Genomic DNA, 23,467 nt, shown 5'->3' on the forward strand with positions numbered 1-23,467 from the left:
CGTGCCCGAGACCTCCGCACAACGCGCACTGGCGGTCTCGTTGAGCGCGCGCCCCGACGCCGATCTGGCTCGGCTGTTCGCCGATCGCCAGGTCTCCCCCTCGAGCACCTGGCGCGACATGTTCGACGCCGCCGAGGCCCTACTCGACCCCGCCTCCGTCACGCGCGGGCTCGTCGCACTCCCGCGCTCCGCAGCGCTCGCCCTCCTCGCCGCCGTCGCGGGTGAACCGGCCCCCGAACCGCAACGCTCCGAGCTGGCATCCCGAGCACTCGTCGACGACGACGGCCACCCGTTCCCCAGCGTGGTCGACGCGGTGCGACAGGTCGCGCCCGACGGCATCGCCGATATGAGTGATCCGCACTCCGCCCACGGGGCTGCGACGGTCGACGCCGAAGCCGCCGCCGAAGCCGCCTTCACCAGTGCCGCCTCGGTGGCCGACATCCTGCTGCTCACCCTCGATGCTCCCCTCGGACGCATCGGGTCGGGCTCGCTCGGCGCGAGCGAGCGTCGACGCCTGGTCGACGCCGGCGCGGTGTCGACCCCGGCCGAAGCCGACCTCCTCGTCGGTCTCGCGTTCGCCGTCGGCCTGCTCGGCACGAACGAGCGCGCCTGGCTGGTGTCGCCGACCGGGCGCGAGTGGTTGCGTCTGCCGACGCTCGAACGCTGGGAACGCACCGCCGCGGCGCTCCGCGACGCCCTTCCCGCCGCCTTCCGCAGCGCGGCCGGCGGATGGATCCCGCGGGGGCAGTGGCCCGGCGCCACCCCCTTCGACCCCGACGGCCCCGAGCGCGCCGCGGTCTGGGCGCAGCGGCTCGAGCGCTGGGGACTCCTCGACGTGGCCGGCGGTGTCCCCGCGTGGGCCCGAGACCTCTCCGACGGCGGTTCCGTCGACGTCTCGGCGCTGCGCGACCTGCTTCCCCCCGAGGTCGACCGCGTCTATCTGCAGAACGACCTCACCGCCATCGCCCCGGGCCCCCTGGCGCCGCATCTCGATGTGCGTCTGCGCTCCATGGCCGCGCGCGAGTCGCGCGCACAGGCCTCCAGCTACCGCTTCAGCGCGGCCACGATCGGCGCCGCCATCACGGCCGGCGAGACCGCCGACTCCCTGCGCGAGTTCCTCTCGGGACTGTCGCTGACCGGACTGCCGCAGCCGCTCGCCTACGTCATCGAACGCACGTCGGCCGAGCACGGACGAGTGCGCGTCGCCGCCGATCCGACGTCCCTTCTCACGCGCGTCACGACCGAAGACGAGACCCTGCGGCGCTCGATGGACGTCGACCAGTCGCTGCGGTCGGTCGCCCTGACGCGCACCGGCGACGAGCTCGTCTCGCATGTGTCGGCCGACGTCGTGTTCTGGGCGTTGACCGATGCGCACTACCCCGCCGTGGCCGTCGACGCCGAGGGGCGCCCGCGGGCGCTCGAGCGCGCGAAGCTCGCGGCCGAGACGGCGTCCGACCACGATCCCGCCGACACGTACACGCCGCTGGTTTCGCGCTTGCGCACCGGCGCGGACGATTCGGATGCCGCCTGGCTCGAGCGCGAGCTCGATCAAGCCGTGCGGGCCCGCGCCGTGGTCGACGTGACGGTGCGGCTTCCCGACGGCTCGGCCCGCGTGTTCCGCCTCGAAGCCACGGGCCTCGGTGGCGGACGCCTGCGCGGCCGCGATCGCGCCGCCGACGTCGAGCGCACCCTGCCGCTGTCGCACATCGACGCGGTCTCGCTCGTGGGGTGAGGACGGTCGAGCCTCACCCGGTCGAGCCCTGCCCGGTCGACCGACCAGTCCTGGACCCCGGTAGACTCGAACGCTATGGCTGACGGCCCCCTCATCGTGCAGAGCGACCGCACCGTCCTCCTCGAGGTCGCACACCCCGAGGCAGAGACGGCGCGGCATGAGCTCGCAGTTTTTGCCGAGCTCGAGCGCGCACCCGAGCACATCCACACCTACCGCATCACCCGTCTGGGCCTGTGGAACGCCCGCGCGGCCGGACACGACGCCGAGGCGATGCTGCAGACCCTCGACCGCTGGTCGCGCTTCCCGGTGCCCGCATCGGTGAGCACCGACATCCGCGAGACGGTCAATCGGTACGGTCGCCTGGTCATCGAGCGCAACGACGATAAAGAGCTCGTGCTGCGCTCGACCGACCCCGCGGTCCTCAGCGAGGTGTCGCGCAACAAGCGCATCGCTCCGCTCCTGATCGGTCACCCCACCCCCGACAGCTACCTCGTCGACGCGTGGGCGCGCGGGCACATCAAGCAGGAGCTGCTGAAGATCGGGTGGCCGGCCGAGGACCTCGCCGGGTACACCCCCGGAACCCCGCACGCGATCGACCTCGCCGAAGACGGCTGGAGCCTGCGTCCCTACCAGCGCCAGGCCGTCGACTCCTTCTCCGAGGGGGGATCCGGCGTCGTCGTGCTCCCCTGCGGTGCCGGCAAGACGCTCGTGGGCGCCGCGGCCATGGCCGACACGCGCACGACCACCCTCATCCTCGTGACGAACACCGTGAGTGCTCGTCAGTGGCGCGATGAGTTGCTGCGGCGCACGAGCCTCACCGCCGAGGAGATCGGCGAGTACTCCGGTCAGGTGAAAGAGATCAAGCCCGTCACCATCGCGACTTACCAGATCCTGACCGCCAAGCGGAAGGGCGAGTACGCCCACCTCGCACTGCTCGATGCGCTCGACTGGGGTCTCGTGCTGTACGACGAGGTGCACCTGCTGCCCGCTCCGGTGTTCAAGCTCACGGCCGATCTGCAGGCCCGACGTCGACTCGGCCTCACCGCGACTCTCGTGCGCGAAGACGGTCGTGAGGGCGACGTGTTCAGCCTCATCGGCCCGAAGCGCTTCGACGCGCCGTGGAAAGAGATCGAGGCCCAGGGCTTCATCTCCCCCGCCGCCTGCTACGAGGTGCGCATCGACCTCCCCGCCGACGAACGTCTCGAGTACGCGGCCGCCGCCGACGAGGACCGTTACCGGCTGGCGGCGACCGCCCCCGCCAAGATCGACGTCGCGCGGCGCCTGGTCGAGCGGCATCCGGGCGAGCGAGTACTCGTGATCGGGCAGTACCTCGATCAGATCGACGAGCTCGCGCAGGCTCTGGACGCCCCTCAGATCACCGGGGCGACCCCGATCCCGGAGCGTGAGGAGCTCTTCCAGGGCTTCCGCGACGGCAGCATCCCGCTGCTCGTGGTGTCGAAGGTGGCCAACTTCTCGGTCGATCTGCCCGAGGCCTCCGTCGCGATCCAGGTGTCGGGTTCGTTCGGGTCGCGTCAAGAAGAGGCCCAGCGCCTCGGACGACTGCTGCGACCCAAGCAGTCTCAGCACACGGCGAGCTTCTACACGCTCATCGCGCGCGACACCGTCGACCAGGATTTCGCGCAGAACCGGCAGCGTTTCCTCGCCGAACAGGGCTACGCCTACACGATTCTGGATGCCGACGGGATCGACGCCGCAGCCGCCTGACCCATACCAGCGTGCGGCTTTCCGTTCCATATCCAGCGCATTGCTGGGTGCAGTCACGATAATGAGGGAATGACAGCTCCTCGCATCCTCGTCGTGGACGACGAACCGAACATCCGCGACCTGCTCATCACGAGCCTGCGCTTCGCCGGTTTCCAGGTGCGAGCCGTGGCAAACGGCGCGCAGACCATCTCGGCCGTGCTCGAAGAGGAACCCGACCTCATCGTGCTCGATGTGATGCTGCCCGACATGAACGGGTTCAGCGTCACGAAGCGCCTGCGGGGCGCGGGGTACACGGCCCCCATCCTCTTCCTCACCGCCAAGGACGAGACCGAAGACAAGATCATGGGCTTGAACGCCGGCGGCGACGATTACGTCACCAAACCGTTCAGCCTCGACGAGATCGTCGCGCGCATCCAGGCGATCCTGCGCCGCACCATGCAGGCCGACGAGGAGTCGATCATCCGCACCGGTGAGCTGACGATGGATCAGGACACCCACGACGTCAGCGTCGGCGACGTCTCGATCGACCTGAGCCCCACCGAGTTCAAACTGCTGCGCTACCTGATGCTCAACCCGAACCGTGTGCTGTCGAAGGCGCAGATCCTCGACCACGTGTGGGAGTACGACTTCAACGGCGACGCGGGCATCGTCGAGAGCTACATCTCGTACCTGCGCCGCAAGATCGATCCGCACTCGTCCGAGCCGCTCATCCAGACCAAGCGCGGCTTCGGCTACATGCTGAAGTCGGGTAAGACCGCCTGAGCGGAGGCTCCCCCTGTCGCACTCCGACGACACCCTCACCCGCTGGTGGCGCAGCCTGAGCCTTCGGGCCAAGGTCACCGGCGTCACGGTCGCGCTGCTCGCGATCGGGTTGTTCGCCGCCGGTATCGGCACGATGGTGTTCCTGCGCACGACGCTGGTCAACAACCTCGACGAGCAGCTCGCGCAGCAGGCGGCCGGGAGCATCGCGAACAGCATCTTCACCACGAGCGACACCGACGGCCGTATCACCTTCACCCAGGTCGACAACGCCCCGCAGATCGGGTCGATGGTGGTCGTGTACGGGCCCGACGGGCGGCGCGAGGCGTTCTACAACGGCACGTCGTCGCGCGCCCTGCCCGATCTGCCCGCGACCTTCACCGTCGAGCAGACCTACAGCCAGATCGACCGGCGGATCGAGCTGGAGAACCCCGAATCCGGTCAGCACTTCCTCGCTCGCGTGGGGGTGCTGCAGGCCCCCGGCAATCCCGGGGTCTACACCCAGATGGTGATCCAGCCCCTGGCCCCCACCGATCGCATCGTCGCGGCGTACGTGGGGATCTACGCGTTCGTCGCGTTGCTCATCCTCATCGCCAGCGCCCTGCTGACCCGCTGGCTCGTGACGCTCACGTTCCGCAACCTGCGGCAGGTCGAGACGACCGCGATGGACATCGCCGCCGGCGACTTCAGCCAGCGCCTGACCGACATCGTCCCCGACACCGAGGTGGGACGCCTCAAGACGGCGATCAACGCCATGCTCGCGCGGATCGACGGGGCGCTCGTGCAGCGTGACGCGACCGTGCGCCAGATGCGACGCTTCATCGGCGACGCCAGCCACGAGCTGCGCACCCCGCTCGTCACGATGCGCGGGTACGCCGAGCTCTATCGCATGGGCGCCATCCGTTCCGACGAAGACGTGGCGCAGTCGATGGAACGCATCGAGAAGGAAGCCATCCGCATGGGGGCCCTCGTCGAAGACCTGTTGGCCCTCGCGCGACTCGACGAGCGTCGCGACGTCACGATCACCTCGCTCGATCTGCGCCCGATCGCTCGAGATGCCGCGATGGATCTGCGCGTGACCTCCCCCCAGCGCGAGGTGACCGTCGACGACACCACCGCGCGCACCGAACGCGCCGTCCCGCTGATGACGCTCGACCCGCTCCTCGACGCCGCAGGAGAGCCCGCGTCGACGCCCGTGCGCCGCAGGGGTGCGCCGCCGACGTCGGCGATGGCGATCGCCGGGGCCACCCTGTCGCGCCTGCGTCGCCGCGCCCGAGAGGCGGGCGAGACGCACACGACCGCGGGCGACGACCCCGCCGCTCCGACCACGCCCCTGGGCGTCGTGCGCACGCCTCCGAGGCTCGCCCCCGTCGTCCTCGGCGACGAGAACAAGGTGCGCCAGGTCGTCGCCAACCTGCTGGGCAATGCGCGACGGTTCACCGCCGACGGCTCCCCCATCGGCCTGCGTGTGGGGGTCGACGCCGACGCCGACATGGGGTGGATCGAGATCATCGATCACGGTGAGGGCGTTCCCGAGCAGATCCGCGACCAGATCTTCCAGCGCTTCTGGCGTGCCGACACCTCGCGCACGCGCGAGACCGGCGGTTCCGGCCTCGGGCTGTCGATCGTGGCATCCATCGTCGATCTGCTGCACGGCACGGTGCAGGTCGTCGACACCCCCGGCGGCGGAGCGACGTTCCGCGTCTCGCTCCCCCTGGCCGACCGGCGCGACGCGCAAGAGCACGCGCTCATCGAGACGCAACCGCTCGAGCGCCTGCCCGACGACTACCGTCCCGACGCGTAGACCCGACGCTTCGCCCCGGCCCCGACCCCGGCTCTCACCCGCCCCCGTCGAACCTCGGCGGAGTTCTCGAACCGTGTCCCAAGAGACGCAGACCGCGTCCCACATCAGGGTGCCTGGCGCCGCCGCAGGCAACCCAAAGTGGGACATGGTCGCCAACCGGCCGGCCAGCAGTCACGCAAGCCAGCAGCCCGCAGCCAGCCAACAGCCAACCAACTCACCAGCAGCCAACCGGCGCCGGATCAGCGCGCGGTCACCGCCCCGTCAACACAGAAGGCCCCCTCCCGGAGGAGGGGGCCTTCTGTGTGATGCCTAGGCGTGGATCAGAAGTCCATGCCACCGGTCGGGTCGCCCGCGGGAGCGGCCGACTTCTCGGGCTTGTCGGCGACGACGACCTCTGTCGTGAGGAACAGACCGGCGATGGACGCCGCGTTCTGCAGAGCCGAACGCGTCACCTTGGCGGGGTCGATGATGCCCTGTGCGAACAGGTCACCGTACTCGCCCGTCGCGGCGTTCAGGCCGTGGCCCACGGGGAGCTCCGCGACCTTGTTCGCCACGACACCGGGCTCGAGACCGGCGTTGAGCGCGATCTGCTTGAGCGGGGCCTCGATGGCGACGCGGACGATGTTCGCACCCGTGGCCTCGTCACCGACGAGGTCGAGGGTTGCGAGCGCGGTCTTGCCGGCCTGGATGAGCGCGACGCCACCACCGGCGACGACACCCTCTTCGACGGCGGCCTTCGCGTTGCGCACGGCGTCTTCGATGCGGTGCTTGCGCTCCTTGAGCTCGACCTCGGTGGCCGCGCCCGCCTTGATGACGGCGACGCCACCCGCGAGCTTGGCGAGGCGCTCCTGGAGCTTCTCGCGGTCGTAGTCGCTGTCGGTGTTCTCGATCTCGCGACGGATCTGGGTCACGCGACCCTCGATCAGCTCGGACTCGCCCGCACCCTCGACGATCGTGGTCTCATCCTTGGTGATGATGACCTTGCGCGCACGGCCGAGCAGGTCGACCGTGGCGTTCTCGAGCTTGAGGCCCACCTCTTCGGTGATGACCTGTCCGCCGGTGAGGATCGCGATGTCCTGCAGCTGAGCCTTGCGACGGTCGCCGAAACCGGGAGCCTTGACGGCCACCGACTTGAAGATGCCGCGGATCTTGTTGAGCACCAGCGTCGCGAGAGCTTCGCCCTCGACGTCTTCGGCGATGATGAGGAGCTCTTTGCCCTCCTGGATCACCTTGTCGACGATGGGCAGAAGGTCCTTGATGTTGGAGATCTTCTGGTTGGCGATCAGGATGTACGGGTCTTCGAAGACCGCTTCCTGACGCTCGGGGTCGGTGACGAAGTAGGGGTTGATGTACCCCTTGTCGAAGCGCATACCCTCGGTGAGCTCGAGCTCGGTGCCGAAGGTGTTGCTCTCCTCGACGGTGACGACGCCTTCCTTGCCCACCTTGTCGATGGCTTCGGCGATGAGTGCGCCGATGGCCGGGTCGGCGGCGGAGATCGATGCGGTAGCCGCGATCTGCTCCTTCGACTCGACCTCTTTGGCCGAGGCCAGGAGCTCGTCGGTGACGGCCTTGACGGCCTTCTCGATGCCCTTCTTGAGCGAGATGGGGTCTGCGCCGGCTGCGACGTTGCGCAGGCCCTCGCGCACGAGCGCCTGGGCGAGAACGGTGGCGGTGGTGGTGCCGTCACCCGCGACGTCGTCGGTCTTCTTGGCGACCTCCTTGACCAGCTCGGCGCCGATCTTCTCGTACGGGTCGTCGAGCTCGATCTCCTTGGCGATCGAGACGCCGTCGTTCGTGATCGTGGGGGCGCCCCACTTCTTCTCGAGCACGACGTTGCGACCGCGGGGGCCCAGGGTCACCTTGACGGCGTCGGCCAGCGTGTTGAGGCCACGCTCGAGACCGCGTCGGGCCTCTTCGTCGAAAGCGATGATCTTTGCCATAAGTGTGTCGTCCCTCCCGGACGGGTGACTGCTGATTTTGGCACTCGACGAAAGCGAGTGCTAACTCATTCTGGCACTCGCCCCTGGGGAGTGCAAGCCGCCCACCCGCGCGGAAACGACGACGCCACGGCATCCGGGATCGGATGCCGTGGCGTCGGGAAACGGTGATCAGGCGAGTCGCACCGACTCCGCCTGGGGGCCCTTCTGCCCGGTGCCGACGGTGAACTCGACGGCCTGGCCCTCCTCGAGAACGCGGAAACCCGACATCTCGATGCTCGAGTAGTGGACGAAGACGTCCTGGCCGTCGGCGACGGTGATGAAGCCGAAGCCCTTCTCGGCGTTGAACCATTTGACAGTGCCCTGCGTCATGCGAATCTCCCGTTGCTGAATGACGAGGTCATCGTAAGCACGCGTGATCCCGCCGCACCGGCCGCTCGGCCCATTGTTGACGCGCAGGCCGCGAACTTGTTACGCCGCGGAAACACGCGGCCGTCGAGGGGTCAGGGAGCGGTCGACGGCGACGCCTGACCGGCGGCGCGATCGAGGCCGATGACGACGACGAGCCGCTTCACGGCGCTCTCGTCGTCGGGGGTGCTGGGGTCGTCGGTCGGCTGCAGGAAGTCGCTCTGCGCGATCTGCGCGCCCCCGATGGTCTGGGCCAGGCCCTGGGCTGCCGCCTCGTCGGTGTCGCGGAGGTAGTAGATCGTCGTCTCGGCGAAGTCGGTGCTGTCGGAGTCGCCGGTCTCGACGCCCTCACCCGGCCATCCGGCCGCCACGATCTGGTCGCGCACGGCGGCGGCGAGTCCCTCGTCGGCCGTGCCGTTGAGAACGACCACCGAGTACGACGTGTCGACGACGGCTGGCGTCGTGGGTTCCGCCGAGACGGTGGGCACCGGCGCGGGCCCGGAGCCGAACGAGATGCGGCCCGACACCACCAGCGAGCCGAAGATGCCGGCGATGATCAGGACGAGGGTGGCGATGGCCGCCCACAGGAAGATGATCCACCCGCGCAGCCGGGGATTCTCGGCGCGGTGGGCGCCGACGCGACCCGCATCGGCCGGCAGGTCGTCGAAGCGATCCCGCGGGAAGGTCGATCTGGCCATTGGACGATGCTACCGGTCCGACCCGCGCGCACCCGTCACCGGGTGGCGGTGCGGCCGAGGCGTGCGCGCTGCTGCGCGGCCGCGTCATCGCGGCGTCGGCGCAGGCGACGCACCAGCATGGGGTCGGACGCGAGGGCTTCGGGGGTGTCGATGAGGCGACCGAGCAGCTGGTAGTACCGGGCCGGCGTCAGCGCGAACTCGGCGCGGATCGCCTCCTCTTTCGCACCCCCATGGCGTCGCCACTCACCCTCGAAGGCGAGGAAGGCGCGATCACGGTCCGACAGGGGCACGCTTCGACGCTACTGCGCACCGCCCGTCGATTCCGGATGCCACGCCACCCACGCCCCGAGCGGATCGACCTCGGCGCGCACGTCGCCGTCGAGCGCGAGCGCGAACCCGCCCCGTCGGATGCGAGGGGGGTGCGTCCAGCCGTCGTGCAGTGCCGCGGCATCGAGCGTGATCCACCGCCCCGCGGCCCGCGCGGCCGCGATGACGGGGGCGCGCCCGGCGCGCGGGATGTGGGCGAGCACGCCGGGCGTCGTGACCACCAGCGTCACTCCGCGGGGAGCCTGCGCCGCGAGGGCGGGAAGGGCCGCCGCCCCCTCGCCCGCGACGAGAAGGGGCGGGTCGGCCGCCGCGATGTCGAGTGCACCGGCGATGCGCTCACGCCTCCCCTCTTCGCCCGGCCACACCAGGCCCGTGAGCCACGCACGATCGTCGGCGGCTCGGGCGTCGAGGGGGTTCAGATCGATGCCGGCCCGCCACACGACGTCCGGCATCCGCAGGTCGGGGTGCCCCTCGAGCTCGCACTCCAGCACGACCGGGCTGCGGCCGTCGGCGGGGTCGAGCGCGATGACCTCCTCGCCGCGGCGGTAGCGATAGGAGTACCGATCGGGGTACAGGCACAGGCCCGCGCTCGCCCCCACCTCGAGCAACGCGATCGGCCCCTCGATGAGCGAGAGCGCCGGCAGCAACGCGGCGCACCGGAGCGGCTCGTTGGTCTGCACGCTCCGACGCCCGCACTCGACGACCACCTGATCGGCGTGGGCGACGACCCACGCGGCCCACGCGTCGACATCGTCCTCTGGTGCGCCCAGCAGCCGCAGCACCGCGAAGACGAGCGGGGGCTGACGCCGCGTCTCCTCGATGCGGGCGAGAGCCTCGGCCACCGCGGTGTCGTCGACGACGCGCCGCGCCCACCCCTCGTACACCGCCGAACGACCCGGCGCCTCGTCGCGGGCGAAGCGCCCATAGCGATCGACGACGGCTTCCACGGCATCCTGCTGCATTCCGCAGATTATGCCGCGCCGACCTGACCGGCCCCAGGCACGAGAGAATAGGGACCGGAGAGAGGAAGATCCCATGACTTACGCCGTCGACAAGACCGACGACCAGTGGCGCGAAGAGCTTTCGCCCGAGCAGTACGCGGTGCTGCGCCAGGCCGGAACCGAACGCGCGTGGACCGGCGAACTGCTCGATGAGAGCCGCTCCGGTTTCTACACCTGCGCCGCGTGCGGCTCCGAGCTGTTCCAGAGCGGAACGAAGTTCGACTCGCACTGCGGGTGGCCGAGCTTCTACGAGTCGGTGCGTCCCGAGGCCGTCGAGCTCATCGACGACAACAGCCACGGCATGCAGCGCACCGAGGTGCGCTGCGCCAACTGCGGTTCGCACCTCGGACACGTGTTCCCCGATGGTTTCGGCACGCCCACCGGCGACCGGTACTGCATGAACTCGCTGTCGTTGAACTTCACCCCGGAAGAGACGGCGTGAGCGCACTCGAGGCGATGCGCGACCGCCGGTCGTGGTCGAAGGTCACCGACCTGGCCCCCACCGGCCCCGAGCTCGAGGCGTTCGTCGCGGCGGCGGGTCGCGTCGCCGACCACAAGACGCTGCGTCCCTGGCGGATCATCGAGATCCGCGGGAGCGACCGCCACCTGTTGGCTCGCGCATTGAACAAGGCCGACGGTAAGAAGGGCTACTCCTCGAAGCCCCGCCGCGCTCCCCTGATCATCGCCGTGGTCGCGAACCTCGAGTCGAAGAAGATCCCCGCGTGGGAGCAGGAGGCCGTGGCCTCGGGCGTCGCCCACATGCTGAGCCTCGCGCTCGACGAAGCCGGCTTCGGCGTGTTCTGGCGCACCGACGACAACACGCGCAGCAAGGCGCTCGCCAAGGCGCACGGCCTGTCGAAGGGCGAGGTGCTGCTCGGCTGGCTCTACGTCGGGGGCAAGCCGCCGCGCTCGCGCCCGGTGCGTCGCAAGACCGTGGATGCCGCGAAGCACATCTCGCGTCTGCCCGGGAGCAAGAAGCGTCGCGCCGTCGACGACACGCACCTCTGATCGATCCGTCTTCGTCGTACGCCGCCGGTGGGGCTCGTCCCCCCGGCGGCGTCGTCGTTCACGGGCGGGCGGCGCGCGTCATCCGCTGACCGGGCTCCGGCTCACGGACGGCGGCGGCGCCACGGGACCGCCGCGACGATGACACCGACGATCGCGACCGCGGACGCGAGCAGGGCGACGGGGGTCGATGGGGCGGCGGGGGCCGGCCAGAGGGCGTCGAGCAGCACCGACGTGCTCAGAAGCCCCACGACCGACCCGAGGCCGAGCAGCAGCACCCCCGTGCGGCGAACGACCACGGCCGACAAGAAGATGTAGACGACCCCGACGGCTCCACCCACGTACAGCCAGGGCTCGGTGGGGATGACGCGTGGGGCGCCCACCACCCCCACGTGCACCACCGCGGCCACGACGAGCACCGCCGTTCCGCCGACGAAGTTGACCAGCGTCGCGGTCAGCGGGCTCTCGACGCGCACCCGCAGACGCCCGTTCGTCCCCTGCTGCCACGCCACGCCCGCACCGGCGATGGCGGGGACGACCAGCATCCACAGCGGCACTCCCCCCAGCGCGTCGCCCGACAGGCACACGATCACACCGGCGATGGCGAGGACGGCGCCGACGAGGCGGCGCACGGTGACGGGAACGACCCCCGCCGGGCCGTAGCCGACCCGGTCGAGCACGAGTCCGCCCGTGGTCTGCCCGGCGACGAAGCCGACGGTGAACAACGCCACGCCGATGGTGGCGACCGTCAGGCCCTGGCTGGCGACGGTGAACGCCCCGGCCAGACCCCCCAGCAGCATCCAGGGCGGGATCGATCGGGATCGGATGCCGGAGACCAAACGTCCGAACCCGCGTCGGCCCTCGGGCAGCAGCGTCGACAGCGCGACGAGGATGAGCAGTCCCGAGCTGAACGAGATCGCGGCGGCGACGATGCCGTCACCGATCTCGGCGCCGAGGGTGCCGTTGATTCTCGCCTGCAGGGCCGTGAGGGCGCCGATGAGCACCGCTCCCGCCACGGCGACACCGACCGAACCGCGCTCCGACACCGCACTCCCCTCGCGCCCGAGGGTCGGGCCATCGTCGATCGTACGACGGCGTCGGCGTCGCGGACGGCGGCACCGCCCGGCGCAGAACTCACGCCACGGCGAGCGTGCGCCGCTCCCGCTCGGAGCGCACCGCCGCGCCGACGAAGAGCGCGAGCAGCGCCACGACCGAGAGCACGCTCACCGCGTAGAGCGGCAGGCGCCCCGGCGAGAAATCCCCACCGCTGATCAGGTAGGTGTCGCCCAGGCCCATGCCGGGGCCGAAAGAGGCGACGAAGTAACCCGGCATTCCGGCGAAGAGCAGCCCGAGGTACCCGGCGATCGTGGACCAGACGCCCGCTCCCGTGAGGACGAAGAGCAGAGCGAGGACCAGAGCGAAAAGCGGGCCGATGGCGATGACGCCCACGACGAACGCGCCAGGCGGTCCCTGATTCGCCGCGCCGACCTCTGCCCAGACCTGCGCGGCGGTGAGCCCCGGGCGGGCGGCCTCCGGATTCCAGACCAGGATCTGCAGCAGCGCGACCCCTGCGTAGGCGCACACTGCGACGACGCCCGAGAGGGCCGCGATGAGGGTCGGAAGACGGGTCGTCGATGCGGCGGTCATCTGCCCATGCTGTCTCAGACCGCCGCGCGCGGCCAGCACCGGGCACGTCGCTGTCGACCGGAGGGGCGCCGATGCACCAGGCTTTCCCCGTGACCCAGTTGCGCACCGATCACGACGACGTCTCCGAGATCATCGCCGATCTCGTCGCCGACGGCGTCGACCGCGAATTCCTCCCTCACGTGGAGGCCCAGCTGCCGCGACTGCACGATCTCTTCGTGCAGTTGTACGGCGAGCGTCCCGACGGCCGCGAGCGATTGGCATCCGTCGTCGATCTCGCCCGACGTTCGTGGGCGTTGCGTCCGACCGAGCTGAAGGCCATCGACCGCGAGCGCGAGAGCGCGCCCGGATGGTTCGAGAGCGAGCGCATGCTCGGTGGCGTCTGCTACGTCGATCGCTACGCGGGAGGACTCAGCGGCATCCGGGATGCCATCCCCTACTTCCAGGAACTGGGCCTGACCTATCTGCACCTCATGCCGCTGTTCGAGAGCCCGGAGGGGAACAGCGACGGCGGGTACGCGGTGTCGAGCTACCGCCGCGTGAACCCGAAGCTCGGCACGATGCAGGAACTCGCCGAGCTCGCCGCCGACCTCCGCCGCGCCGGAATCTCGCTGGTGGTCGACTTCATCTTCAACCACACCAGCAACGAGCACCGGTGGGCGCGGAAGGCCATCGCCGGCGACCCGGCGTACGAGGATTTCTACCTGATCTTCCCCGACCGCGAGATGCCCGACGCGTACGAGCGGACCACGCGCGAGATCTTCCCCGACGACCACCCGGGGTCCTTCGTGCAGCTCGACGACGGGCGCTGGATCTGGTCGACGTTCTACCACTTCCAGTGGGACCTCAACTACGCCAACCCCGCCGTCTTCGAGGCGATGGCCGGCGAGATGCTGTTCCTGGCGAACCAGGGCGTCGAGATCCTGCGGATGGATGCCGTGGCCTTCATCTGGAAGCGGCTCGGAACGACCTGCGAGTCCCTGCCCGAGGCGCATCTGCTGCTCCAGGCCTTCAATGCGGTGCTGCGCATGGCCGCGCCCGGCCTGCTGTTCAAGTCGGAGGCGATCGTGCACCCCGACGAGGTGATCTCGTACATCTCGCCCGACGAGTGCCAGATCTCGTACAACCCGCTGCAGATGGCCCTCACGTGGGAGGCGCTCGCCACCCGCGACGGACGCCTGCTGCAGCAGGCGCTCGAGCGTCGCCACGCCCTGCCCGACGGCACCGCGTGGGTCAACTACGTGCGCAGCCACGACGACATCGGGTGGACCTTCGCCGACGAGGATGCCGCCGAGCTCGGCATCGACGGCTACCCGCACCGCCGCTTCCTCAACGATTTCTACGTCGGGCGCGCCGAGGGAACGTTCGCCCGCGGCGTGCCGTTCCAGGAGAACCCGCGCACGGGCGACGCGCGCGTGACGGGGACCACCGCCTCGCTCGCCGGTATCGAGGCGGGCGACTCCGCGGGTGAGGACCGCGTCGTCCTCGCGCACGCGCTCGCCCTATCGACCGGCGGCATCCCGCTGCTGTACCTCGGCGACGAGGTCGCGCAGCTCAACGACTACGGCTTCGCCGACCGCCCCGAAGAGGCGGGCGACAGCCGCTGGGTGCACCGCCCGTTCCGCCCCGCACAGAACTACACGGATCACGCGGATGCCGGGACCCCGGCCGGACGCGTCTTCACGCGACTGGCGCGCCTGCTCGCCGTTCGTCGGTCGACCCCCGAGCTCGCCGGCAACGAGCTCATCGCCTTCGACGCGCACGTGGCGTCGGTCGTGGCCTTCGTCCGCCCCGGCGACGCGGGCTTCGACGTTCTCGTCATGGCAAACGTCGCCGACAGCCCGGTGACCATCGACGCGCTCACGCTCTCGGGCCTTCGACCCGAGGCACTGGACCTCGTCTCGGGCGCTCCGACCTGGTTGGGCGCGGACCTTCCGCTCGCCGCGCACGAGGTGCGCTGGTTGCGCGTGCGCTCGCGCTGACGGAAGACAGCGGGCGATGAGCGAGGCACCGGCGCACCAGACGCGTCACCTGGCCGCGCTGGCGGCGGGGGTGATCGCGCTCGCGACCGCGGTCTGGGCCCCGGCGGGCATGGTGGGCGACCTGCTCATGGTCACCGTGGCCCTGTGCGCCCTGCTGTTCGCACTGGAGGCGGGCAGGCGGCCCGGGCCCCTGCGCTGGGGCGCGATCGTGGGCGCGCTGCTCGCGGGCCTGTCGGCGATCGTGGCGGCAGCGATCCTCGTCGTCGATCTCGCACGACTGTTCTCGTGATCGCCCGGCGACGAACGAGAACCGCAACGCGGCAGGGTGTCAGGTGGCGGGCACCTCGTGCCGCTGCAGGTAAGTGGCGATCGAGCGTTCGCGGCTGCTCCCCCATCCGCTGCGTATCCGCATGAGGGTGAAGCCGGCGGTGCGCAGCTCGCGCGCGTAATCGATGGTGAGTCGATGTCTGGCGAGCTTCTCCCACCCGCCGGGCATTCGGTAGGCATGTGTGACAGTGCGCGGTAGAGCCATTGTTCCCACTCCCTTGGGCGAGCGGACCGGTCGCGTGGCTTCGCCATCGGAGCGGTGCGCGTAGGGTACGCGGGTAGGTAATGGTGAGGATACCCATTCGACTACTGGTTTGTCTGTCCTCTTTTCGGGCGACGCACCGGCGCGTCTCGGTCTCGTGCCGGCGGGCGCGGGGCATGCACCCCTATTCGCCACCGCGGTCGCGGCGTACAGTCCGCACTATGGGCGACAAGGAGCACGACGACGAGATCGCCGCAGAGAACTGGGATGACGAGGGCGGACACCTGGCGACGCTGCGACGCAATGGCGAGTGGGACAGCTGGAATCAGACCGCGGGCGACCACCGGCACGGCTACGGCCTACCCACGACGACGCAAGCGAAACGCGATAAGGACAGCGCACGGGACACAGAGCCCGGCGCCGACGTCATCGCCCTGGAGCACTGGGATGACGACGGCGGAACGGAGCCGATCGCACGCCCGGCGACGACCGGGTCTCGGTCGCGTTCACCTCACCGGATCGCGCATTTTCCACCTCTGTGAGAGGCGCGCGCTCTTCGCGTGAGCGGGGTGCCGGCTACAGGACTTGAACCTGCAACCCCCGTATTACAAGTACGGTGCGCTACCAATTGCGCCAAGCCGGCGTGAGGCCCCGAGGAGCCCCGGAGCACGAGTCTAGGGCGTCCCTCAGGACGCGCTGGACCTCGCGTGCGTTCCGCTCTCTCGGTCCCATTCGAGCGACTTCCACTGCAGGAACGAGCAGAGGTTGCCCGCCACGACGAGCTCTGCCGCGAGGCTCGCCATGTCGTGCGGCGAGAGCGTCAGGTCTTCGGGACGTCCCGTCAGGGTCGCCTCCCACAGGGGCTGGTCGTAGCCCTTGGGCTGCATGTAGATCGACGCCTTGGCGTTCATGAGGCTCATGACCACGAGACCGGTGTCCTGGCTGTCGGCGTCTTCTTGTTCGACGACCTTCAACCGGCCGGCGAACAGGTGTCCCTGCTCGCGGAACTCCTGCACCCACTCCTCCAGCTGCGCGCCGGAACGGCGTGGCGGGGAATCCTCGATCTGGTCCATGTCACCTGAATCGTACAGCGATGCGTTCACCTGCGGGATAGCGATTCAGCCCGCGGGCGTCGCCGTCACCGACGGGGTCGGCGTGGCGGTCGAGTAGTAGGCGTTGCTGTCGACCGTGAGCACGAACTGCGCGAACTCCTTCGCGTCATCCATGCGTCCCACGTACGGCGTTCCGTTGACCAGCACCGTCGGGGTGGCCGTCAGTGCCTGACCGTTGGTGTTGGGGAGTCCCTTGATCGCACGATCGGTCGCGGCCTTCGCCCACCCGGTGTACGTCTCGTCTTCGATGCAGGAACGCACGGCGGCGATGTCGCCCACTCCCGCGCCCTGCGCCATGTCGGCGAGCTGCTGATCGCTGTAGCCGTCGGAGTCGACCGCGGGCTGGTTCGTGAGCAGCTCGTGGTTGTACGCGAAGAAGCGATCCGACGCGTGGGTGGCCACGCACGCGGCCGCGCCGGCGGCACGCAGGCTGTACTTGGTGCCGTTCGACTTCGAGGTGAGCATCGCGACGGGGTAGTACGTCAGCGAGGCAGCGTCGTCACCTACCCACTTCGACAGCTGGTCGGCGTTGGCCGTCTCGAACTCGCGGGCCTCGGTCGACATGTAGTCGACGTACACGCGGATGTCGACGGGGGACGCCGTCCCCGTGGGGGTCGGCGTGGGCTCCGCCGTCGGCTCCGCACCCGCGGCCATCGTGGCCGCATTGCCGTCGATGGTCTGCTGCGCACCCGGGTCGGCGACGCCGGAGGCGCTCGACACCATGAAGCCGTCGTCGGCCGCAGCTCCCGGCAGGGCCTGGGAACGCGGGTCGTGCGAGCTGAGGGCCGAGGTCACCGCGACGGCACCCACGGCAACGACGGCCACCGCACCGACGCCGATCAACGAGCGACGCGCGATTCGCCAGCGCGTCTGCTTCGCCTTGACCTGCTGCGCCTTCTCGCGGACCGCCCCGCGGCGGTCGCGCTCGGCGGGCGAATTCGGTGACTGGTCGTTGGACATGGAACCTCTCGGGCACGGGCTTTCTGCCGCAGGAATTGGGGGGACGCACGGGTGAGCGAACGAGCACCGATGCTAGCTAGGCAGTCTGGGAAATGACCAGACACGTGGCATACTGACCCTTGCGTCCACTGTCGGGCGCACGGGGTCGCCCCCGTTTTCCATTCACTACGGATCGTCCGGCACGTACCTGCCGGTGAAGGAGAAGAAAAAATGGCGTCCGTCACATTCGACAACGCAACCCGTCTGTACCCCGGCGGAACCCGCGCCGCCGTCGACAAGCTCAGCCTCGACGTCGCCGATGGCGAGTTCCTGGTTCTCGTCGGCCCCTCCGGCTGCGGAAAGTCCACCTCGCTGCGCATGCTCGCGGGCCTCGAAGAGGTCAACTCGGGCCGCATCATGATCGGTGACCGCGACGTCACCGACGTGCCCCCGAAGGACCGCGACATCGCGATGGTCTTCCAGAACTACGCGCTGTACCCCCACATGACCGTCGCCGAGAACATGGGCTTCGCGCTCAAGATCGCCGGCATCGGCAAGGAAGAGCGTGCCGCTCGCGTGCTCGAGGCCGCCAAACTCCTCGACCTCGAGCAGTACCTCACGCGCAAGCCGAAGGCCCTCTCGGGTGGCCAGCGTCAGCGCGTCGCCATGGGTCGCGCCATCGTGCGTCAGCCCCAGGTGTTCCTCATGGACGAGCCGCTGTCGAACCTCGACGCCAAGCTCCGCGTGCAGACGCGTACGCAGATCGCGTCGCTGCAGCGCCGCCTCGGCGTCACCACGGTCTACGTCACGCACGACCAGACCGAGGCGCTCACCATGGGCGACCGCATCGCCGTGCTCAAGGACGGCCTGCTCCAGCAGGTCGGTACCCCGCGCGACCTGTACGAGACGCCCAAGAACGTCTTCGTGGCCGGCTTCATCGGCTCGCCCGCGATGAACCTCTTCACCGTCGACCTCGCCGAAGGCGGCGTGCAGTTCGGTGACATGGTCGTTCCCGTCGAGGCCGACACCATCGGCAAGGCGCACGGCTCCGAGGTCACCATCGGTGTGCGTCCCGAGGACATCCAGGTCGCCCCGGCCGACGGCCGCGGCCTCAAGGTCGTCGTCGACCTCGTCGAGGAGCTCGGCGCCGACGGCTACCTCTACGGCCACACCGACATCAACGGCAAGCGCACCGACCTCGTCGCGCGCGTCGACGGCCGCCGTCACCCCAACGCGGGCGAGACGGTCGTGCTGGCGCCGGTCCCCGGCCACATCCACGTGTTCGACCTCGAGTCGGGCGACCGTCTGACCGACCGGGCCATCGCTTCGGCCTGACCTGACGCACCGTCGCGGCGCGTCCCGGTTCCCGATTCATCGGGGGCAGGGGCGCGCCGCACCGCTTTTTCCGGAGGTACCGTGAGCGATTCGCTCAGCATCACCGCCAGCACCGTCGACCCGGGACTGCTTCAGCTGCCGTGGTCGACCGGGCTCGCCGACTGGTCCAGCAACCACATCGTCGCCCTGCCCAAGGGCATCTCCCGCCACCTGGTGCGCTTCGCCAACCTGTCGGGCCGGGTTGTGGCGATCAAAGAGACCACCGAAGAGATGGCGCGTCGCGAGTACGACATGCTCGGCAACCTCGACCGTCTCGCGTCGCCGTGCGTCGAGCGGGTGGCCGTCATCGCCGGGCGCACCGACGCCTCGGGCCGCCCGTTGCCGGCGGCGCTGGTCACCTCGCACCTGCGCTTCTCACTCCCCTACCGCGCCCTCTTCACGCAGGTGCTGCGCCCGCACACCGCCACGCGTCTCGTCGACGCCCTCGCGGTACTGCTCGTGCGGCTGCACAACGTGGGCTTCTACTGGGGTGACGTGTCACTGTCGAACACCCTCTTCCGCCGCGACGCCGGCGAGTTCGCGGCGTACCTCGTCGACGCCGAGACGGGCGAGCTGCACGGCAACCGCCTGAGTCCCGGCCAGCGCGCCCACGATCTCGACATCGCGCGCACCAACATCGCCGGCGAGATCATGGACCTCGAGGCCGGCGGGCGACTCGAGGGCGGTGTGGATGCCGTGGCGATCGCCGACGGACTGGTGGCGTCGTACCACTCGCTGTGGGCGGCCCTCACCGACAAAGAGACCTTCGCCGTCGACGAGTCCTGGCGTATCACCGAGCGCGTGCACAGTCTGAACGCGCTCGGGTTCGACATCGGCGAGATGTCGATCCGCACCGCGAGCGACGGCACGCAGGTGTCCATCCAGCCCAAGGTCGTCGATGCGGGCCACCACCAGCGGCGTCTCCTGCGCCTCACCGGCCTCGATGTCGAAGAGAACCAGGCGCGACGCCTGCTGAACGACCTCGACGAGTTCCGCGCCCGGGTCTCGCGTCTCGGCGCCGACGAAGAGATGGTCGCGCACGAGTGGCTCACGCGCGTGTTCGAGCCGATCGTGATGGCGATCCCGTGGGATCTGCGCGCCAAGCTCGAACCGGCCGAGGTCTTCCACCAGGTGCTCGAGCACCGCTGGTACATGTCGCAGGCGCGGGGGCGCTCCGTGCCCCTGGCCGAGGTGGTCGCCTCCTACATCGACGACGTGCTGCGCCACCGGCGCGACGAGGCGACGGTCATGGGGCCGCCGACCGACACGATGTCGCTCGCGACGGTGTCCGACGTCGACGCGCCCGAGACCGGCGCGGTGCCCACGACCGACACGGACGCCGTCGACTGGCGCGATCTCGTCTGAAACGGCGAGGCCGTGGCATCCGGGACGAATCCGGGATGCCACGGCCTCGAACCGTGGAGGGCCTCAGTAACCGACGGTGAAGCGTCCCCGGGAGTGGCGCGGGTTCTCGATCTCGTCGAGGACGGCGACCGCGAAATCGGCACCGCCGATGAACGAGTCGCCGTTGTCGTCGACGACGAGCACGTCGCCGCCGTCGCGATAGGTTCCCGTGCGCTCCCCCGGTGCCCACGAGCCGAAGCCCCCGGCCGGGTGCACGTAGAACCAGTCGCGGCCGGTGTCGTCGGCCTGCAGGTCTTCGAGCATGCCGATGGCCTCGCGGGCTTCCGGCTTGTACTCCTCGGCGAAGCCGTCGGTGTCGATGAGGCGAGGACCACCGTCGGCGACGAGCGAACCGCCGGCGCCGCCGATGACTCCCAGACGCACCCCGTCGGGCAGCGCGGTGGCCAGCTGGGCGATGGCGGGGCGGAGCTTGCCCTCCATGTCGCCGCGCGGGGCGGCCGCCGACACGACGACCTCGACGCCTTCGAGTTCGGCGACGAGACCGGGCACGTCGAGGACGGTGCCCTCGATGTACGTCGCACCCTCGACGCGCTCGGCCGGGACCGAGCGCGCGACGGAGACGACGGTGTGGCCGCGGCGGACGGCCTCGGTGACGATGTGGCTCCCGGCGTAGCCGGTGCCTCCGATGACAGCGATGCGGGGCATGGTGTTCCTCTCGACGGTCAGTGGGCGGCGCGCAGCGACGACACCTGGTACAGCGCGACGGATGCCGCGATGCCGGCGTTGAGCGACTCGGTGGCGGTCGAGATCGGGATCGACACGACCTGGTCGCAGGTCTCGGTGACGAGGCGCGACAGCCCCTTGCCCTCGGAACCCACGACGATCACGACGGGCCGGTCGGCGAGGGCGAGGGCGGGCAGCGACACGTCGCCGTCACCGTCGAGCCCGAGCACGAACACGCCCTGCTTCTTGAACTCCTTGAGCGTCGCGGTGAGGTTCGCCGCGAGCGCCACGGGGATGCGCGCGGCAGCTCCCGCACTCGTCTTCCACGCCGCGGAGTTGACGCTCGCCGACCGGCGCTGCGGGATGATCAGACCCTGCCCGCCGAAGGCACCGGTGGAGCGGATGATCGCGCCGAGGTTGCGAGGATCGGTGATGCCGTCGAGGGCGACGAGCAGCGGCAGCTCGCCGCGGTCGACGATCTGCTCGAGCAGGTCCTGCGGGTGCGCGTAGGCGTACGGGGGGACCTTGAGGGCCACGCCCTGGTGCACGCCGTCGAAGCCGGCCATGCGGTCGAGCTCGGGGCGCGTGACCTCGAGCACCGGGATGCCGCGGTTGGTCGCGATCGACAGCATCTCTTTGACGCGGTCGTCCATCTCGACGCGCTGCGCGATGTACATCGCGGTCGCGGGGATCTTCGCGCGCAGGGCTTCGAGCACCGAGTTGCGGCCGGTGACCGTCTCGGTGTCGTCGTTCGCCTTGGCACGGCCACCGCGGTTCTGGTTCCCCCCGACCGCGCGCACGCCGGGCTTGGACGTGCCCCCGGCGGCGGCGTAGCGCTCTTGGGCGGCCTTGCGCTTGCCGGCGGGGTGCCAGGCGCGGTCCTCGGCCTTGGGGGTCGGTCCCCGACCCTCGAGCGCCTTGCGGGAGTGCCCGCCGGTGCCCTTCAGGGGACCCTTCTTCTTGCCCGTGTTGCGCGCGCCCGGGCGTCCTGGCTTAGGCATTGATACTCCAATGTGTTCCGGCCGGAGTGTCCTCCAGCGTGATTCCTGCGGCAGCGATGGCGTCGCGGATGCGATCGGCCCCTGCCCAGTCCTTGTCGGCTCGCGCCTGCGATCGCTGGGCGATCATCGTCTGCACGAGGGCGTCGAGAGCCATGTCCGTCGACCCGGTCGCGACCGCGGGCTCCGAGGCATCCAGACCCAGGATGCCGAGCATCGCGGTGACGGAGCAGTGAGCCGTGATCGCGGCGTCGAGGTCGTGCCCGTCGATCGCCGCGTTGCCCGCACGCACGGTCTCGTGCAGCACGGCGAGAGCCTGGGGCACCCCGAGGTCGTCGTCCATCGCCGAAGCGAAATCTGCGGGGATCTCGCCCGGCACGGTTGCGAGCGGGTCGGCGCCGGCGGCTCGGAGCACGCGCTGCACGAAGGTCGAGATGCGCTCGAGCGCCGCGGCGGCCTCGTCGAAGGCCCGATCGGAGATGTCGAGGTTCGAGCGGTAATGCGCGGCAGCGAGCGCGTAGCGCACCACCATCGGGTCGCGCGCATCGAGGACATCGCTCGCGAGGGTGAAGTTTCCGAGCGACTTCGACATCTTCTGTCCGTCGACGGTCACGAGTCCGTTGTGCACCCAGTAGCGCGCGAAGGCGTCACCCGCGGCGGTCGACTGGGCGATCTCGTTCTCGTGGTGTGGGAAGCGCAGGTCGAGGCCGCCGCCGTGGATGTCGAACTCGGGCCCGAGGTAGCGCCGCGACATGGCCGAGCATTCGATGTGCCACCCCGGGCGTCCCGCGCCCCAGGGCGACGCCCAGATCGCCGACTCGGGCTCCCCGTCTTTCGCACCCTTCCACAGAGCGAAATCGCGCGGGTCGCGCTTGCCGCGGGGGTCGGCATCTGCCGCCGATTCCATGGCATCCGGGCTCTGGCGGGTGAGCTCGCCGTAGGCGGCCCAGGAGCGCACGTCGAAGTACACGTCGCCGTCGGCGGCGTAGGCGTGCCCCCGCTCGAGGAGCTCGGTGATGAGCTCCTGCATCTGGGTGATCGATGCGGTCGCCCGCGGCTCGTACGTGGGGGCGAGGATGCCGATGGCGGCGTAGGCCCGCGAGAACTCGAGCTCCATGCGATACGCCAGGGCCCACCACGGCTCGGCATCGGTGGCGTTCGCGAGCACCTTGTCGTCGATGTCGGTGACGTTGCGCACGAACGTCACGCGCCCGAACCGGTGGGCGAGCCAGCGGCGCAGCAGGTCGAAGGCGAGCGCCGCGCGCACGTGCCCGATGTGCGGCCCGGACTGCACCGTCGGTCCGCAGACGTAGACCGTGACGTTCGAGGGGTCGAGAGGGACGAAGTCGCGCAGGACCTGCGCCTTCGTGTCGTACAGCCGAACAGTCACCGCCCTAGCCTACCG

24 protein-coding genes and 1 tRNA gene are annotated in these 23,467 nt (G+C 69.9%); 11 read left to right on the forward strand and 14 right to left on the reverse strand.

Annotated features, from left to right (window positions below; genetic code table 11):
• The first annotated feature begins 1 nt into the window (after nucleotide 1).
• The 4 genes from IFU19_RS11865 to IFU19_RS11880 all read left to right on the forward strand — a co-directional run bounded on the left by IFU19_RS11865 (nucleotide 2) and on the right by IFU19_RS11880 (nucleotide 6,020).
• A complete protein-coding gene (locus IFU19_RS11865) occupies nucleotides 2-1,732 on the forward strand; it encodes a helicase-associated domain-containing protein (protein WP_192014002.1) in 1,731 nt (576 codons plus the stop codon).
• Nucleotides 1,733-1,807: 75 nt separating this feature from the next.
• Nucleotides 1,808-3,457 (forward strand): DNA repair helicase XPB, encoded by a 1,650-nt coding sequence (locus IFU19_RS11870; protein ID WP_055838215.1) that lies wholly within the window; start codon nucleotides 1,808-1,810, stop codon nucleotides 3,455-3,457.
• Nucleotides 3,458-3,526: 69 nt separating this feature from the next.
• On the forward strand, nucleotides 3,527-4,219 hold the full coding sequence (locus tag IFU19_RS11875) for a response regulator transcription factor (RefSeq protein ID WP_055838218.1): 693 nt from the start codon (nucleotides 3,527-3,529) through the stop codon (nucleotides 4,217-4,219).
• Nucleotides 4,220-4,352: 133 nt separating this feature from the next.
• On the forward strand, nucleotides 4,353-6,020 hold the full coding sequence (locus tag IFU19_RS11880; RefSeq protein ID WP_192211966.1) for a sensor histidine kinase: 1,668 nt from the start codon (nucleotides 4,353-4,355) through the stop codon (nucleotides 6,018-6,020).
• Nucleotides 6,021-6,340: 320 nt separating this feature from the next.
• On the opposite strand, the gene groL is transcribed toward IFU19_RS11880, so the two are convergent.
• The 5 genes from groL to IFU19_RS11905 form a co-directional block, all read right to left on the reverse strand.
• Complete coding sequence (gene groL, locus IFU19_RS11885; protein WP_055838221.1) at nucleotides 6,341-7,960, reverse strand: chaperonin GroEL; 1,620 nt, start codon at nucleotides 7,958-7,960, stop codon at nucleotides 6,341-6,343.
• A gap of 168 nt (nucleotides 7,961-8,128) precedes the next feature.
• Entirely contained in the window at nucleotides 8,129-8,329 is a 201-nt protein-coding gene (locus tag IFU19_RS11890) for a cold-shock protein (protein WP_055838224.1), read from the reverse strand.
• Between the two features lie 131 nt (nucleotides 8,330-8,460).
• On the reverse strand, nucleotides 8,461-9,063 hold the full coding sequence (locus tag IFU19_RS11895; protein ID WP_055838227.1) for a LytR C-terminal domain-containing protein: 603 nt from the start codon (nucleotides 9,061-9,063) through the stop codon (nucleotides 8,461-8,463).
• Between the two features lie 35 nt (nucleotides 9,064-9,098).
• Complete coding sequence (locus IFU19_RS11900) at nucleotides 9,099-9,353, reverse strand: DUF3263 domain-containing protein (RefSeq protein WP_055838229.1); 255 nt, start codon at nucleotides 9,351-9,353, stop codon at nucleotides 9,099-9,101.
• A 9-nt stretch (nucleotides 9,354-9,362) separates the two neighbouring features.
• Nucleotides 9,363-10,352, reverse strand: coding sequence for a DUF2332 domain-containing protein (locus IFU19_RS11905; RefSeq protein WP_192014004.1), 990 nt, complete (start codon nucleotides 10,350-10,352; stop codon nucleotides 9,363-9,365).
• Nucleotides 10,353-10,425: 73 nt separating this feature from the next.
• Here IFU19_RS11905 and msrB point away from each other — a divergent pair, with 73 nt between their 5' ends.
• Together msrB and IFU19_RS11915 are read left to right on the forward strand one after the other, a co-directional pair.
• A complete protein-coding gene (msrB, locus tag IFU19_RS11910; RefSeq protein WP_055838235.1) occupies nucleotides 10,426-10,833 on the forward strand; it encodes a peptide-methionine (R)-S-oxide reductase MsrB in 408 nt (135 codons plus the stop codon).
• 14 nt (nucleotides 10,834-10,847) lie between these two features.
• Nucleotides 10,848-11,399, forward strand: a complete 552-nt coding sequence (locus tag IFU19_RS11915) for a nitroreductase family protein (protein ID WP_192211967.1) — start codon at nucleotides 10,848-10,850, stop codon at nucleotides 11,397-11,399.
• A gap of 101 nt (nucleotides 11,400-11,500) precedes the next feature.
• Here IFU19_RS11915 and IFU19_RS11920 read toward each other — a convergent pair whose 3' ends face one another.
• Entirely contained in the window at nucleotides 11,501-12,442 is a 942-nt protein-coding gene (locus IFU19_RS11920; protein ID WP_192014006.1) for a DMT family transporter, read from the reverse strand.
• Nucleotides 12,443-12,530: 88 nt separating this feature from the next.
• Nucleotides 12,531-13,043: a hypothetical protein gene (locus IFU19_RS11925; RefSeq protein ID WP_192014008.1), complete on the reverse strand. Its 513-nt coding sequence runs from the start codon at nucleotides 13,041-13,043 to the stop codon at nucleotides 12,531-12,533.
• 89 nt (nucleotides 13,044-13,132) lie between these two features.
• On the opposite strand from IFU19_RS11925, the gene IFU19_RS11930 reads away from it, so the two are divergent.
• Nucleotides 13,133-15,022 (forward strand): alpha-amylase family protein, encoded by a 1,890-nt coding sequence (locus IFU19_RS11930; RefSeq protein WP_342343413.1) that lies wholly within the window; start codon nucleotides 13,133-13,135, stop codon nucleotides 15,020-15,022.
• 16 nt (nucleotides 15,023-15,038) lie between these two features.
• On the forward strand, nucleotides 15,039-15,311 hold the full coding sequence (locus IFU19_RS11935) for a hypothetical protein (RefSeq protein ID WP_192014012.1): 273 nt from the start codon (nucleotides 15,039-15,041) through the stop codon (nucleotides 15,309-15,311).
• Between the two features lie 39 nt (nucleotides 15,312-15,350).
• Here IFU19_RS11935 and IFU19_RS11940 read toward each other — a convergent pair whose 3' ends face one another.
• A complete protein-coding gene (locus tag IFU19_RS11940) occupies nucleotides 15,351-15,518 on the reverse strand; it encodes an alternative tryptophan synthase beta-subunit (RefSeq protein WP_249405447.1) in 168 nt (55 codons plus the stop codon).
• 254 nt (nucleotides 15,519-15,772) lie between these two features.
• Between IFU19_RS11940 and IFU19_RS11945 the strand changes: the two genes are divergently transcribed.
• The gene (locus tag IFU19_RS11945) at nucleotides 15,773-16,093 is read left to right on the forward strand and encodes a hypothetical protein (RefSeq protein WP_192014015.1); all 321 of its coding nucleotides are present in this window, start codon (nucleotides 15,773-15,775) and stop codon (nucleotides 16,091-16,093) included.
• Nucleotides 16,094-16,121: 28 nt separating this feature from the next.
• Here the strand turns inward: IFU19_RS11945 and IFU19_RS11950 are convergent.
• From IFU19_RS11950 to IFU19_RS11960, 3 genes are all read right to left on the reverse strand, one after another.
• Nucleotides 16,122-16,194: transfer RNA gene (locus tag IFU19_RS11950), tRNA-Thr, on the reverse strand.
• Nucleotides 16,195-16,237: 43 nt separating this feature from the next.
• A complete protein-coding gene (locus tag IFU19_RS11955; RefSeq protein ID WP_055838253.1) occupies nucleotides 16,238-16,624 on the reverse strand; it encodes a hypothetical protein in 387 nt (128 codons plus the stop codon).
• A gap of 45 nt (nucleotides 16,625-16,669) precedes the next feature.
• Nucleotides 16,670-17,623, reverse strand: coding sequence for a DsbA family protein (locus IFU19_RS11960; RefSeq protein ID WP_055838256.1), 954 nt, complete (start codon nucleotides 17,621-17,623; stop codon nucleotides 16,670-16,672).
• Nucleotides 17,624-17,833: 210 nt separating this feature from the next.
• On the opposite strand from IFU19_RS11960, the gene IFU19_RS11965 reads away from it, so the two are divergent.
• Together IFU19_RS11965 and IFU19_RS11970 are read left to right on the forward strand one after the other, a co-directional pair.
• Nucleotides 17,834-18,937: an ABC transporter ATP-binding protein gene (locus tag IFU19_RS11965; protein WP_055838259.1), complete on the forward strand. Its 1,104-nt coding sequence runs from the start codon at nucleotides 17,834-17,836 to the stop codon at nucleotides 18,935-18,937.
• Nucleotides 18,938-19,018: 81 nt separating this feature from the next.
• Nucleotides 19,019-20,341: a DUF4032 domain-containing protein gene (locus tag IFU19_RS11970; RefSeq protein ID WP_055838263.1), complete on the forward strand. Its 1,323-nt coding sequence runs from the start codon at nucleotides 19,019-19,021 to the stop codon at nucleotides 20,339-20,341.
• Nucleotides 20,342-20,404: 63 nt separating this feature from the next.
• On the opposite strand, the gene IFU19_RS11975 is transcribed toward IFU19_RS11970, so the two are convergent.
• The 3 genes from IFU19_RS11975 to cysS are packed head-to-tail and all read right to left on the reverse strand — an operon-like array spanning nucleotide 20,405 to nucleotide 23,452.
• Nucleotides 20,405-21,046, reverse strand: coding sequence for an NAD(P)-dependent oxidoreductase (locus IFU19_RS11975; RefSeq protein WP_070409539.1), 642 nt, complete (start codon nucleotides 21,044-21,046; stop codon nucleotides 20,405-20,407).
• Nucleotides 21,047-21,063: 17 nt separating this feature from the next.
• Complete coding sequence (rlmB, locus tag IFU19_RS11980) at nucleotides 21,064-22,065, reverse strand: 23S rRNA (guanosine(2251)-2'-O)-methyltransferase RlmB (RefSeq protein ID WP_055838266.1); 1,002 nt, start codon at nucleotides 22,063-22,065, stop codon at nucleotides 21,064-21,066.
• A complete protein-coding gene (gene cysS / locus IFU19_RS11985; protein WP_192014017.1) occupies nucleotides 22,058-23,452 on the reverse strand; it encodes a cysteine--tRNA ligase in 1,395 nt (464 codons plus the stop codon). The genes rlmB and cysS overlap by 8 nt, the downstream gene beginning before the upstream one ends.
• Nucleotides 23,453-23,467 lie beyond the last annotated feature (15 nt).

The organism is Microbacterium sp. CFBP 8794, assembly GCF_014841235.1.
In the GTDB taxonomy this organism is placed as follows: Bacteria; Actinomycetota; Actinomycetes; order Actinomycetales; family Microbacteriaceae; genus Microbacterium.